Origin of the sequence: Enterovibrio litoreus (assembly GCF_045679545.1) — a bacterium.
GTDB lineage: Bacteria > Pseudomonadota > Gammaproteobacteria > Enterobacterales > Vibrionaceae > Enterovibrio.
The window spans coordinates 1,214,094-1,228,584 of the sequence record NZ_CP166194.1 but is presented as its reverse complement, the minus strand read 5'-3'; the positions used below and the strand labels follow the sequence as shown (position 1 = coordinate 1,228,584).

At 47.9% G+C, this 14,491-nt stretch carries 11 protein-coding genes; 3 read left to right on the top strand and 8 right to left on the bottom strand.

The annotated features are described in order from the left end of the window. Positions 1–194: 194 nt before the first annotated feature. The 4 genes from fabV to AB8599_RS05350 form a co-directional block, all read right to left on the bottom strand. Complete coding sequence (fabV, locus tag AB8599_RS05365; RefSeq protein ID WP_407332745.1) at positions 195–1,397, bottom strand: enoyl-ACP reductase FabV; 1,203 nt, start codon at positions 1,395–1,397, stop codon at positions 195–197. Positions 1,398–1,551: 154 nt separating this feature from the next. Next, positions 1,552–3,846: an acyl-CoA dehydrogenase gene (locus AB8599_RS05360; protein WP_407332744.1), complete on the bottom strand. Its 2,295-nt coding sequence runs from the start codon at positions 3,844–3,846 to the stop codon at positions 1,552–1,554. 56 nt (positions 3,847–3,902) lie between these two features. Next, positions 3,903–4,580, bottom strand: coding sequence for a TetR/AcrR family transcriptional regulator (locus AB8599_RS05355; RefSeq protein WP_407332743.1), 678 nt, complete (start codon positions 4,578–4,580; stop codon positions 3,903–3,905). 698 nt (positions 4,581–5,278) lie between these two features. Beyond that, positions 5,279–6,136 carry an NAD-dependent epimerase/dehydratase family protein gene (locus tag AB8599_RS05350; RefSeq protein WP_407332742.1) on the bottom strand — a complete coding sequence of 286 codons (858 nt, stop codon included), beginning with the start codon at positions 6,134–6,136 and terminating at the stop codon, positions 5,279–5,281. 312 nt (positions 6,137–6,448) lie between these two features. Here AB8599_RS05350 and AB8599_RS05345 point away from each other — a divergent pair, with 312 nt between their 5' ends. Both AB8599_RS05345 and pyk read left to right on the top strand, forming a co-directional pair. After that, positions 6,449–7,303, top strand: a complete 855-nt coding sequence (locus AB8599_RS05345) for a MurR/RpiR family transcriptional regulator (protein ID WP_407332741.1) — start codon at positions 6,449–6,451, stop codon at positions 7,301–7,303. Between the two features lie 146 nt (positions 7,304–7,449). After that, the gene (pyk, locus tag AB8599_RS05340; RefSeq protein ID WP_407332740.1) at positions 7,450–8,895 is read left to right on the top strand and encodes a pyruvate kinase; all 1,446 of its coding nucleotides are present in this window, start codon (positions 7,450–7,452) and stop codon (positions 8,893–8,895) included. 134 nt (positions 8,896–9,029) lie between these two features. Here the strand turns inward: pyk and rimJ are convergent, their stop codons facing one another. Next, positions 9,030–9,617 carry a ribosomal protein S5-alanine N-acetyltransferase gene (gene rimJ, locus AB8599_RS05335; RefSeq protein WP_407332739.1) on the bottom strand — a complete coding sequence of 196 codons (588 nt, stop codon included), beginning with the start codon at positions 9,615–9,617 and terminating at the stop codon, positions 9,030–9,032. A gap of 74 nt (positions 9,618–9,691) precedes the next feature. Here rimJ and AB8599_RS05330 point away from each other — a divergent pair, with 74 nt between their 5' ends. Further along, the gene (locus AB8599_RS05330; protein WP_407332738.1) at positions 9,692–10,123 is read left to right on the top strand and encodes a methylated-DNA--[protein]-cysteine S-methyltransferase; all 432 of its coding nucleotides are present in this window, start codon (positions 9,692–9,694) and stop codon (positions 10,121–10,123) included. A gap of 22 nt (positions 10,124–10,145) precedes the next feature. Here AB8599_RS05330 and tyrR read toward each other — a convergent pair whose 3' ends face one another. From tyrR to AB8599_RS05315, 3 genes are all read right to left on the bottom strand, one after another. Next, positions 10,146–11,687 (bottom strand): transcriptional regulator TyrR, encoded by a 1,542-nt coding sequence (gene tyrR, locus AB8599_RS05325; protein ID WP_407332737.1) that lies wholly within the window; start codon positions 11,685–11,687, stop codon positions 10,146–10,148. A 357-nt stretch (positions 11,688–12,044) separates the two neighbouring features. Continuing rightward, entirely contained in the window at positions 12,045–13,076 is a 1,032-nt protein-coding gene (locus AB8599_RS05320) for a YcjF family protein (protein ID WP_407332736.1), read from the bottom strand. 9 nt (positions 13,077–13,085) lie between these two features. Then, positions 13,086–14,480: a YcjX family protein gene (locus AB8599_RS05315; RefSeq protein WP_407332735.1), complete on the bottom strand. Its 1,395-nt coding sequence runs from the start codon at positions 14,478–14,480 to the stop codon at positions 13,086–13,088. Positions 14,481–14,491 lie beyond the last annotated feature (11 nt).

Sequence of the window (14,491 nt, the reverse complement as noted above, 5' to 3'; positions counted from 1 at the left end):
TGGTTTTAGTTCGTTTGCTTTCTTATTGAGCAAATATGATAAATATCAGCCACATTGATCAAATTTTTAGCAATTTTTTCTGGTAATTTTCCACACACTTCTTATAGGACGTGGTCTCAAGGTGACAGGCACAAAAAAGCCAGCAAGGTTTTGCTGGCTTTTCAATAACAAACTAGCGCGTGTTCCGCTGTTCGTTAGATAGCTTGTACATCAAAATCGATTTCTGTGTTGACGTCAGCGTCGTAATCCACACCTTCGATACCGAAGCCAAACAGTTTCAGGAACTCTTCTTTGTACTCAACGTAGTCTGTGAGCTCTTTCAGGTTCTCTGTAGTGATTTGAGGCCATAGCTCACGACAGTACTGCTGAATGTCATCACGCAGTTCCCAGTCGTCCAAACGCAGACGGTTTTTGTCATCGACTTCTGGTGCTGTTCCATCTGCTTTGTACAGGCGTTGGCTGAACATGCGATAGATTTGCTCGATACACCCTTCGTGTACGCCTTCTTCACGCATTTTCTTAAATACCATCGCAATGTACAGAGGCATCACGGGAATTGCTGAAGACGCTTGTGTTACGACACTCTTCAGTACAGCAACGTTCGCACTGCCACCGGTCGCAGACAGTTTCTCGTTCAGTGCAGCGGCTGCACGGTCAAGATCCATCTTCGCACGACCTAATGCGCCATCCCAATAGATTGGCCACGTCAGCTCGGTGCCGATGTAGCTGTAAGCAACGGTTTTGCAGCCGTCTGCCAACACACCAGCATCACCCAATGCTTTGATCCACAGTTCCCAATCTTCACCGCCCATCACGGTAATGGTGTCTTTGATTTCTTCTTCAGTCGCAGGTTCAACCGTGGCTGAGATGATTTCATCTTTGTTGGTATCAACCGCTGTTGAGGTATATACCTCACCGATTGGTTTCAGTGAAGAGCGCACCACTTCACCGGTTTTTGGCAGCTTACGGACTGGCGATGCCAGTGAGTAAACCACCATATCAATCTGACCAAGGTCTTCTTTAATCAGCTCGATGGTTTTCTTTTTGGCTTCGTCAGAGAAAGCATCACCGTTCAGACTCTTTGAGTACAGGCCTTCTGCTTTAGCGAATTTGTCGAATGCGGCAGTGTTGTACCAACCTGCTGTACCTGGCTTTTTCTCTGTGCCCGGCTTTTCGAAAAACACACCGATGGTCGCTGCACCGCCGCCAAACGCAGCAGTGATGCGCGATGACAGGCCATAGCCACTAGATGAACCTACTACCAACACACGTTTTGGTGCATTTGCGATAGGACCTTGAGCCTTGGTGTATTCGATTTGCTCTTTTACGTTGGCCTCACACCCTACTGGATGAGTGGTCGTACAGATAAATCCGCGAATTTTCGGTTTGATGATCATATTCAATGTTCCTTTCAAAGATGGGCTTAGGATAAATACTTCATCTTGTTTTAGCACTCGTTTTTGTTGCAAAAGGCGGGATTCAGCCAGTGGTTGGAGGTGTTGACGAAAAAAAACGCCGCAATTGCGGCGTTTTTGTGGACAAGATCGGATGTTAAGCCGCTTTTCCTTTTTTGCTACGAGACGCAGAAGATTTCGTCGTATCGGCAAACCAAGACGGGTCAAAGTTATCAACCTGAATGGCTTTGGAGCGCAGCGCATCAGCCTGTTTGATTTGCTCGACTTCGTCTTTAGTTAGCACATTGAGTTCCAGGGCTTTCTCCAAACGTTCGGCCAAAATGCCCTTAGCAGGTAACTGACCTTTTTTCGCAGCGACAGCCAGTTTCTTCTCGAGCGGTTTGATACCCTGCATGGCGTCGAATGCCCTTTCCATAATCGCGATTGGGTCGCTTTCTTTCGTGCCCACATAACAAAGGTGCGTTAAGCGTTCACGATGTGCGCCCGGCGTCATCAATAGGTCTGCAATTTGATTTGCCACAACATCTGATGGCGCATCGTAGTGCAGGCCAATGGGGAACAATAAGGTTCTTAGCGTGCGACCCACGCCTTTGCGAGGGAAGTTGTTAAACGCGCCATCAAATGCGTTAGCACACTGGTGCAAGCAATGTTGTAGCGAGTAGTGAACGAACGGCAAATCAGCTTGCTGACGACCTTCATCTTCAAATCGCTTCAATACTGCAGACGCCAAATAAAGATGGCTGAGTACATCCCCCAAACGTGCAGACAACATTTCACGACGTTTCAGTTCGCCACCCAGTGACAGCATGGATACGTCTGCGGTAACAGCCAGCGCACGGCTCATGCGTGATAGTTGACGATAATAGTCAGCCGTTTCACCAGACACTGGTGAACCGTTAAAACGTGAACGGGTAAACGCATTGGTTACGGCTTTCAACACGTTTTTGGTTGCGAAACCAATGTGCTTCATTAGCAAACCATCGAACTCTTCTGCGCCTTTCGCAGTATCGGGGTTGGCCGCCGCTTCCATTTCCTGAAGGACATACGGATGGCATCGTGTTGCGCCCTGACCGAAGATCATCAAGTTGCGCGTGAGGATATTTGCACCTTCTACCGTGATAGCAACAGGCATCCCGAAGTAGTGGTGGCCGATATAGTTCATTGGCCCCAATTGGATTGCGCGTCCGGCATGAATATCCATTGAATCATTCAAGATGGTGCGCGCCAACTCTGTCATGTGATATTTGGCGATGGCCGTGACAATGCCCGGCTTCTCTTTCATATCCAGTGATGTCGTTGTCAGTGTACGCGCCGCTTCGAGCATGTAGGTGTAACCGCCAATGCGCCCCATCGCTTCTGCGACGCCTTCAAATTTACCAATATGCATACCGAACTGTTTGCGCACATACGCATAGGCGCCTGTGGTGCGTGCCGTTAAGTGGCCCACAGCCGTACCAAGTGCAGGTAATGAAATACCACGACCTGCTGACAAACATTCCACCAGCATACGCCAGCCTTTGCCAACATAATCTTGCCCACCGATCACCCATTCCATAGGAATAAAGACATCTTGACCACGAGTAGGGCCATTCATAAATGAAAGACCGAGTGGGTTATGGCGTTCGCCGATTTCAACGCCTTTGTGGTCAGCAGGGATCAATGCACACGTAATCCCCAATGATGCATCTTCGCCAAGCAAACCGTCAGGATCTTGGAGCTTGAACGCCAAGCCTAATACCGTTGCGACGGGTGCCAAGGTGATATAGCGCTTGTTCCATGTCAGGCTAATACCTAACACTTCTTTGCCTTCAAATTCACCCATGCAAACCACACCCATGTCTGGGATTGAGCCTGCATCAGAGCCCGCTTCTGGGCCTGTCAGTGCGAAACAAGGCACATCGTCGCCGTTTGCCAAACGTGGCAACCAGTAGTTTTTCTGATCTTCTGTGCCGTAGTGAGTCAACAGCTCCCCCGGGCCCAAAGAGTTAGGAACCATGACCGTCACTGCCGCACTCAAGCTGCGGGTTGCGATGCGCGAAACGATGGTTGAGTTTGCATAGGCAGAAAACGCCAAACCGCCAAATTCTTTAGGAATAATGAGTGAGAAGAATTTTTCTCTTTTCATGAATTCCCAGACTTCAGGTGGCAAATCTTTGCGTGCTTGAACGATGTCGAAGTCGTCCAGCATGCCAAGCAGGGTTTCTAGCTGGTTATCAATGAAGTCTTGCTCGTCTGACGAGAGACGTGGCTTGGGGTAGTGCAGCAGTTTGCTCCAGTCTGGATTACCGGCAAACAGTTCGCCGTCCCACCAAACACTACCCGCTTCCATGGCTTCTCGTTCCGTGATCGAAAGCGGTGGCAGAACTTTCTTAAAAAACTTAAATGCAGGGTCGCTGAGATAGCGTCTTCTTAGTGATGGTTGAGAGCTCATGATTCAGATCCTTTTGTTTCGTCAGACGTTAATGTTTTTTTATTCTTATTGTTTTCTTACCCTGCACTGCGCGATGAATCGCTCGGTACAAGTGATAATTCCTTACCTGCTGGAGCATCTACGCCAGCAGCCAAGTAAGGGATCAGTCTGTCCACAATGTCTTCTGTCGATACATTGTGGCCAAAATCGTTTTCCGCGATTTCACTCAAGGCCACGTTTGAAGCCATGGTAAAAATCACCGCACCTAAGGTGAAGTGCAGTCGCCAAAATACATGTTCTGGTTTAAGAGACGGGTTTGCCTGCATAACAGCTTGCGTGAACAGTTTGAGAACACTGTCGTAACGGGTTGTGATGAACCAACGCAAGTGACCTTGAACATCGGTGTAGCCTCGACCGATGAGCTGCATAAAGACTGACGCGCCGTGACGGCGAAACGTATCTAGCCCTAACAAAGGCTTCTTCGTACACGCGAAGACATCTTCCATTGAGATATTGTCTTTCACCACCAGCTGTTTGAGTTCTTGTTCAAGCAAAGGCATAAACTCTTCGAGATAACGCGCTAACACGGCGCGAACCAAAGATTTTTTGTCGCCAAAGTGATAATTAACCGATGCGAGATTCACCCCAGCCTTGCTCGTGATCGTGCGAAGAGAGGTGTCTTTAAACCCGTGTTCTGCAAAAAGTTGCTCCGCAGCATCAAGGATTTTGCCTTTAGTTTCGCCTTTCCCTGCCATATTCACTCACCTGTATTAAACAACTGTTTAACTTTACATCTCGTTAGCATTAATAACAACCCCAAAACATTTATCTGCACATCAATCTTGCTCGCATCAAAAAATACCTGGCAGTAACTCCATGTTTAATATGAGATTAAAGAAAAAACAGAGCAAAAATCGCTCATTTTTGAGAAAAAAATGCCGTTTGATGGGAACAAAGCCAACTTCCTCAGGTCACATATAATGCCACTGCTTTTTTTTAGAATTTGTGATCTTCTAGGCCCGCATCAATTATTGATAGCGGGCTTTTTTTCGTCCGGGGGTTTGTTTGGCATTATTCAAAACAGACGACCATCAAGTACTGACAGGCTTTATCTGAAAGACTTTAGAGGCCAGCAGTAGAGGGGTAAAAAATAAGAGTGAAAAATTTTCACTTTTTTTGAACTTATTGAAATGCACAGCGTCTGAATACCTGTAGATAGATGATAAGTGCCTTCAAATGTATTGCTGGCCGCCGCACATGAATTTCAACTTATCACTAAATACTGCTGCTTTTTCTTACTCCTGCTTATAGACATATTTGTTGCCCGCTTCCTATGAAGCGGGCTTTTTTTATCTGTTCTATCCCGCCTGTCGAGCACCATATTGCCGATAGCTAGCAGACAAGTTAGTTACCAAACGAAATCAACAAACAGGCCGGCATGTTGAAAGGTGTTCTAACTCTCGATGACGGGTACCGGCATGTCATAAGGGGTTGGATAGCGCAGCGTCAAACCTAAACGCTTAATTGTATATTCAGGTGATATCCACTTCCCTTCACCGCCATCTTCGACAAACTCGGGTTGTGGTAACCCCATTTCCTGCGCCGCCCATCGATAGAAATCACTGCGCGTAGGATGGTCTGTCGCACTTAAGTGCAGCGTTTCACCGCCAAGTTGCTTCTCTATGATGGCTGAAATAGCCTGAATACAATCGTCTCGATGGATTAAGTTAACGGGATCTTTGCCACCGGTAATACCGGTTCGGCCTGCCATGTGCTTTGCGGGGTGCCTAGACGCACCAACCAACCCCGAAAGCCTTAATATCACACCGCCATTTGGAAACTGCGTGAAGACATAGCGCTCGATTTCCCGATGAGCCCTACCCGATCCTGTATCCGGCTCACACGCGCTATCTTCTGAGATTTGGCCTTGGGCTTTTCCGTATACCGACGTGGTGCTGATAAGAATAAATTGTTGCGTGCCGCCCGCTTTGGCGCGATCAATCATAGATTTCATGGCGGAGACAAACTCGGAGCGATCAAACGTACGTCTGCCCGGTGGTATGTTGGCAACAAAGACATCGCTACCAAAAAGTGAAGAAGCATCCGCTTCGCTATTTTCCCCACTATTCCGGTTTTGATCATAAATATCAAAAATCACACCGTGAATGCCCTTTTTTGACAGTTCAAAAGCCGCCTCTGTAGTGCGTTTGCTTCCCGTAATTTGAACGCCATCTTTGTTGAGTTTTTCTGCCAGTGCCAAACCGAGCCAACCACACCCGCATACTGATACTGTTTTATATGGTTTCGGCATAGAAAGTCCCTGTAATCTGTTTTCATATATAGGAAAAAACCAGTGAACACGTGCCACAAGATCGGAATGTAACGCATGAACGATGAAAAAAAACTCCGCTTTCGTGTAATTAAGCAACTAAAAGCGTGAATGAATACAAATTTTTTAACGTCAATTCTTGGTTAAAATGTCTTTCAGTGAATGTACCCGTTAGACTCAACTATAACATTGTTGAACTTAGATTTATTTCAACCAAGAGGTCAGCGACGAACGACTAAACATGTCGACAACACTTGCTGATAATTTAGACAGCGGAAGCCACGCGGTAATCTGATGAACACGCTAGAAAAAATACAAAAAAATATCGAAAATTTTAGTAAGTCGGAACGAAAAGTGGCCGAGGTTATTATCGCTTCGCCTCAAACGGCTATCCATTCGAGCATTGCTACTCTGGCAAAAATGGCAGATGTCAGCGAACCGACAGTTAATCGCTTTTGTCGTCGTCTCGATACGAAGGGCTTTCCTGACTTTAAACTTCACCTTGCGCAAAGCCTCGCTAATGGCACTCCTTACGTTAACCGCAATGTCGAAGAACACGACAGTGCTGACGCGTATACCGCCAAGATCTTCGAATCGACCATGGCGTGTCTGGATGTCGCGAAAAACAGCATCGATACCCTACAAATCAATCGCGCGGTTGATTTGTTGACGCAAGCTAAAAAGATATCTTTCTTTGGTTTGGGTGCGTCAGCGTCTGTTGCACACGATGCGCAAAATAAATTCTTCCGTTTCAACATTCCCATTGTTTGTTTCAATGACATTGTCATGCAACGCATGAGCTGCATTAACTGTAGCGATGGCGATGTTGTGGTTGTGATTTCCCACACGGGACGCACCAAGTCATTGGTTGACGTAGCAACATTGGCAAAAGAGAACGGCGCGACGGTTATCGGCATCACAGAGAAGAACTCCCCCCTAGACAGAGTCTGCTCGCTCACTATTACGCTAGATGTGCCAGAAGACACGGACATCTATATGCCAATGGCGAGCCGTGTGGTGCAAATGACGGTGATCGATGTCTTAGCAACAGGCTTCACATTACGCCGCGGGCCAGGATTCAGAGAAAACCTAAAACGCGTAAAAGAAGCGATTAAGGATTCTCGCTTCAACAAAGAAGCGTTGACCTAAAACGGCGTAGGCAATTGAAAGGGTAGACAGAATGTCTGCCCTTTTTCTTTCTCTGTCACTCTCTCAGCTACACTTGTTTTATAGACTCAACTATCAATAGCTCTTGCCCATATCAATAATAACAATCATATCTTCAGGGGACTTTCATGACTGACCCAATGCGACGGACAAAAATCGTAACAACTTTAGGACCTGCGACGGACAAAGAAGGTGTGTTAGAAGCGCTTATCGCAAGCGGCGCTAACGTCGTGCGGATGAATTTTTCGCACGGCAGTGCAGAAGATCATATTGAGCGCGCTAACCAAGTGCGTGCCATCGCGAAAAAACTCGGCACACACATTGGTATTCTCGGTGACTTGCAAGGGCCTAAAATTCGCGTTTCCACGTTCGCAGACGGAAAGATACATCTCGCGATTGGCGATCGTTTTATCCTCGACAGTGATTTACCGGCAGGTAAAGGCGATAAAGAGCGCGTGGGTCTTGATTATAAAGATTTGCCAAAAGATGTGGGCCCAGGAGATCTGTTGCTTCTTGACGATGGTCGCGTGCAACTCAAAGTGGTTTCGGTTGAAGGTACTTGTGTACATACCGATGTCACCGTGGGTGGCCCGCTTTCTAACAATAAAGGCATCAACAAAAAAGGCGGTGGCCTTTCTGCCCCTGCGTTGACCGACAAAGACAAAAAAGACATCTTAACCGCGGCGGCAATCGGTGTGGATTACCTCGCTATTTCCTTCCCTCGTAACGGCGAAGATATGCGTCTTGCCCGCTCTTTAGCGCGCGATGCCGGCTTGGATGCGCGCTTAGTGGCGAAAGTGGAACGTGCAGAAACCGTCGCCACTGACGAAAACATTGATGACATTATCGAAGCGTCCGATGTGGTGATGGTGGCGCGAGGCGATCTTGGGGTAGAAATTGGCGACCCCGAATTAGTGGGTGTACAGAAAAAATTAATCCGCCGTGCACGTGCCCTCAACCGCTGCGTAATTACAGCAACACAAATGATGGAATCGATGATCAAATCTCCGATGCCGACACGCGCTGAAGTGATGGACGTGGCGAATGCGGTTCTTGATGGCACAGATGCGGTTATGTTGTCTGCAGAAACCGCCGCGGGGGATTATCCATTAGAAACAGTTAAAGCCATGGCCGAAGTGTGCATTGGTGCGGAAAAAATGCCGTCTATCAACGTGTCCAATCACCGACTCAACAAAGAGTTCGAACTGATTGAAGAAACGGTGTCGATGGCAAGCATGTACGCGGCAAACCATATGCCAAAGGTAAAAGCGATGGTATCACTGACAGAATCCGGCAAAACCGCGTTGATGATGTCTCGTATCAGTTCGGGCAAACCGATTTTTGCACTGTCACAACATGAAGCAACACTGCGTCGCGCGGCACTTTATCGCGGTGTAACGCCAATCTATTTCAAAAGCGATACCGGCGCAGGCCCAGATGTCGCGCACAGAGCAATCACATTGCTGAAAGAGCAAGGCTTCCTAAAACCATGGGATGTCGTGATTTTCACACAAGGTGATGTGATGGGTTATGTTGGCGCAACCAACACAATGCGTTTGATTACTGTGACCTAAGAGCTAGAAGCTAGAAGCTAGAAGCTAGAAGCTAGAAGCTAGAAAATAACAACAAAAAGCCCCGCGACTTGGCGGGGCTTCTTATTTTATGGATTCGGTATTTTGTAAGAATCAAAACAAGTTATGACTCAGCCTTATTCATTGATCGATGCCACCCAATCAGGGTTGATAACAGACGTCAAAATATGGTCTTCCCACTGACCGTTGATCAACAAATAATCTTTGGCTTCACCTTCTTTGGTAAACCCCGCCCCCAGCAATACCGCTTCACTTCGCTTATTCCTCGGCATGTAAGAGGCCATAATGCGGTGCAGATTGAGATTATCAAACAGCCATTGATTGGTGATTTTTAATGACCGACGCATCAACCCTTTTCCCTGTGATGATTCTGCCAACGAATAGCCAACATTACAGGCGTGAAAAGGAAACTGCATAATGTTGTTATACGTGATCACACCCGCGACATCTTCACTGCCTTTTTCAAAGATCAGGAAATAGTAAGCCAGCCCATGTCGTTGCAACTCGGTGAGTTGAATAACGCGCCTTTCCCATCCTTCATAGGTGAAAAAGCCATCAGGTCTCAGCGGTTCCCAAGGCGACAGAAATGTACGATTCACCTGAAAATATCGAACCACTCTTGCGACATCGCTCTTTTGTATCGCCCGGACGACAAGATTATCAACGCTCAAACTGGGGAAAGGGTTTATAATTTCGACTGACAACTCGCCTCCTGTCTAATTTTTGTGTTGGACCTATGTACTACGATAGCTTTGATTCCCCATTGGGGAAAATCCACATGTTGGCAGATGAATCCGGACTTAGGCAACTCTCGCTATGTCTTCATCACCCCTTCGAGCAAAGCCTTGAGTGGAAACACTCACCCTCACAGATCGAACCGTATAAAAAACAACTGCTTGAATTTCTTTATGGTAAGCGCACCCAATTCGATATTCCGCTTGCCCCAGAAGGCACCGAATTTCAACACCAAGTCTGGCAAGCCTTAAGGCGTATACCCTACGGTGAAACAAGAACCTACGGAGAAATCGCTGAGGACATAGGCAACCCACTCGCTTACCGTGCCGTGGGAATGGCCAACAATGTCAACCCCATTCCACTTATCGTACCTTGCCATCGTGTGATTGGCAGTGACGGTAAGCTGACAGGTTATCGTTATGGGCTAGAGATCAAACAGAAGCTGCTTGCTCTCGAAGAAAAAGCGGCAAATTAGCCGCTTTATCCCTTTTCATTTCTTACGGTTTTTTACCAATCGCGTATTCACGCAATTTGTTCGCCACCGCCGTATGCGACACGTTCAGTCGTTTTGCCAGCTTACGTGTGGACGGGTAACTACGGTACAGATTCGACAAAATGCCTGACTCATAGCGCTTCATAATGTCATCTAGCGAGCCTTCCATTGTCTCTTCTGTCAAAAACGCTGCTTGTTCAGTTTCTGGCAATTGAATGTCGTCTTTGGTCAAACAACCGTCTTCTATTTGTGTCATCGCGCGGAATAAAACATTTCGCAGCTGGCGAATATTTCCCGGCCACGAATATTGCGTTAGAAACTCTGGCACGCCTTGCTGAAGCATTGGCTTTTCTTGCCCCAGTTCAGCCGAGAATTGATTGAGGAACAATTCTGCCAAAGGCTGTATGTCTGAAGGACGCTCGCGAAGCGGCGGAACGTTAAGCGAAAGTACATTGAGTCGATAGAACAAATCTTCTCTAAACTGACCCGCAGCAACACGTTCTGCTAGGTTCTTTTGTGTCGAGCAGATCACGCGAACGTCGACTTTGATTTCACGCTCTTCCCCAACGCGGCGGAAGGTACCGTCTTGCATAAAGCGCAGCAGCTTGATTTGCAAATGCGGGCTCATTTCCCCTACTTCATAGAGGAACACGGTGCCGCCATCGGCCTGCTCAAATTGGCCTTTTTTACCATCATGATCCAAACCAGGCGCACAACCAAAAAGTTCGGTTTCGGCCGCATCATCAGGCATCGACACGCAGTTCACGAGAAGAAATGGCTGCTCGGCGCGATGCGAGCGCTGATGGCATGCTTTCGCTAACAACTCTTTGCCTGTGCCTGTTTCACCCTGAATAAGCAAGGGCGCATCAAGCATTGCAAATTTCTTGGCCTGATTAACAAGGGCGCGGAACTTGCTCGATTGACCGACCAAATGCTCGAAGCCATGTTCACCGGCTGTACGATACAGCGTGGTTGGCAAGTGACTCATCGACACTTGTTTTAGCTGAATAACTGCACTGGCAAGTACGTCATTGTCCTCGCTGTCAGTGACATACACGGGCATCACTTCCATCAGGTAATCCATACCTGAAATCACAACTTGACGGCACACTTGCCCTGCGTTGTCGCGTTCCAGCCAATGGGTAAAATTGAAATCAGGAAACAGGTTGTTCGCTACTTCACCGATAAGATCGGACTCTTTACAATCCATCAGACGAAACGCAGCTTTGTTCGCCATATCGACTTTGCCGTTGAGGTTAACGGAAAACACGGGATCGCTTAGGGTTTCGAGCAAGGCGCGTAGCTCACGATGTTCACGCTCAGCGGGTAGAAACTGAATTTTTCGTACATCAGTCACGCCGCTTATCAGACGAATTTCTGACATTAACTGCCTAAACTCGTCGAACTCTATTTCGGGGCAATTTAGATAAATGATCCCGACTTGGTCGATCTCGATGCCTCGCAAATCAATACTGCGTCTGGCCAGAATGTCGAGTAACTCGCGGGTTAAGCCAAGTCGATCTTCGCAAAAGACCTGTAGTCTCACGGTGATGTCCTGCTAGCAATGAGGTCGATATCGTCCAATATATCTAGGTGTCAATCTCGACCGTGTTGATGTGAAGGGTGCGTAAATTCAAAGTCACTGCGCGTCGGATTAAACCCGCGTACAAAGTGTCAGGAATTGTTGACAGTTTTTGAAGTTTGCGCCTGAAGCCTTTATGAGTCAAGCGGCACAGTGTAAAACGTGAGGATAAAATGGGAGGGAGCGGAATGAAAAAAAGGGACAGTGTTACCACTGCCCCTTATGAATGGCGATCCAACTTCTTTTGCGCGTCATCTTTCAATTTCGCGCTGCTTAGTGACCCGCTTAGCTGGCTGCTTGGTCAGCGACTGCGGTAGCCGCTTAGCGATTATTGCCAGCACTCTTATTACCTGACGCCAGCCTTCCAAGCAGTTGCTTACGCATATCTGATAATGTTGGCGCTTTCGTGCCGATGTAAGGTAATGGACGCATCACGGCCATGGCTTTGTAGCCGAGTCGCGCTGTCAGTAAACCCACTCCTAACCCCTGCGCAGCACGCGCAGATAACTTACCGGCCAAATCAACAGAAAGCAGATCGGTACCAATATCAGTCATTGCTTCACTAGCACCTGCAAATGCCATATTCGCCAACACCAAGCGCAGCAAACGAATACGAGACCAATACCCGAGTTTGACACCATACACGGAAGATATTTGCTCAAGCAGGCGGAAATTACGCCATGCCACCAGCAACATATCGGCAATCGCCAAAGGGCTTAATGCCACCATCACCGCGGCTTCAGATGCGTATTTGGTGACCATTTTCTTCGCGCGCGTATCTTGCTCGGTCACGACCATTTGGTCGTAAAGCTCAAACACTTCTTTGTCGTTGTGTGTGGCAGCCAGCGAGTTTTGCCACTTGTCATAACCCGCTGTCATTTCTGTATGCGCTTGTTTGGCGAGTTTTTCACACATACTTTTGGCTTTGCCAATTCCATCAGCGTCAATGATAGCGAGTACGTGTTCACGTTCGTCTTGTCGCCCTTTCAAACGTCGCAATGCCATGAATTCTCGACCAAGGGCAGCCACACCAAACGCGGCGATACCTGCGACAAAGCCGCTCCAACCCACGGTTAACCAATCACCACTTTGAACGGCTGTCCAAACACTATCAACGGTTTGCCAACAAACAAGACCAATACCTGTCGCCGCTAACACACGCATTCCCCAGCGCTTTTTTTTGGGCTTTAGCGCGGCTTCAAGCCTTTGCTCTGCGTCGGCTTCTTCTTCAATGGGCGCAACGGAGAACTTAGCCGCATCTGCATCAAACTGACGCTGTGCCGTTAATTCTGGTGCGTCTTCTTTTGGTTTTTCTGTGTCTTCAAACACAATCGCTTTTTTATAATCGTTCATCTCGTCCCTTTATCTGAGTTTGTCACCCAGTAAATACTGCAATGCTTTATCCACCCGAATGTGAGGCAAAGGCTCATCAACATCGTTGGGCATGGGCCTGAACTGTCTAAATTCAAACTGGTTGTTTTGCCAGAATGCATCGCTTGGTAATCGCGGAGGCACATCCCCGGGATACATTAGCATTGGCTCACCACTTTCCAGTGTGCCGCGAAGCGCAGCCACGGTTTCGCCTTTGTGATCGACCATCCCAGGCTCCGTTGCCTGAATCGACGCTAAGCTGATGCAGTCCATATCAATGCCTTCAAATGCCGCAGTTTGCCAAGCTTCATGAATAAGCTGCTGCAACAAGGACACAAGATTTGGATGCTGATCTGGCGTCACATGATCTGCTTTGGTCGCGGCGAACAGGATCTTGTCGATGCTCGGTGCAAAGAGACGGCGCAGCAGTCCACTTTTGCCATAACGAAAGCTCTGCATCAGCTGCTCTAACGCCAGACGCATGTCATTGAACGACTCAGGTCCCGCGTTTAGGGGCTGCAATGTATCGACCAGCACAATTTGCCTATCCACTTTTGAAAAGTGTTCTTGATAGAAGCCTTTTATGATGTGCTGACAGTAATAATCGTAGCGTTGCTTCAGTATTGCATAGTTGCTGTTTGGAGAAGCTTTCGCCAACTGACTCTCGCCATATTTTTCACTCACCAAAGGGAAAAACTGCAACACAGGTGCACCTGCATATTCACCGGGCAGCACAAATCTGCCGGGTTGCACCCAGTGCAAGCCCGCTTCGTCTTTGCAGGCATGCAAATAGTCGGTGAACTTTTCAGACAATTGCGCAATAAGCGCTTCATCTGCGTCTGCCAGCGGGTCAAACGTTTCTATTGACGCAAGCCAATCTTCTGCGAGCGCTTTGCGTTTGCCGATTAAAATGCCGGATTGTTTTCTCGACCACTCATCAAAGCTCATGGAAAGCAGTGGTAAGTCCAACAACCATTCGCCCGGATAGTCCACAATATCCACATACAAGGTTGCCGTTTCTTGCAGCAATTTCATTGCGCCGCTATCAGGACGATAACGAATGGCTAATCGAATTTCGCTCACATCGCGTGTTGGCGACGGCCAACGAGGTGGCTGCGAACGCAATGCTTGTATGCCCTGATCGTAATCAAACGCTGGAATGTGTAACTGCGTTTGTTGAACCCGACGTGCGCCAAGAACACGCCCTTCTCTCACGGGCTGAAAAAGCGGCATGCGGGGATTCGTGGCACTGTGAAGCAATTGATTAATAAGCGAGGTGATAAAGGCTGTTTTACCCGCTCGGGAGAGCCCCGTCACAGCAAGGCGCACATGACGGTCAAGCCCACGGCTCACCCATTTATTGACATGACTTTTTACGGATTTCATGGACAGCAGTA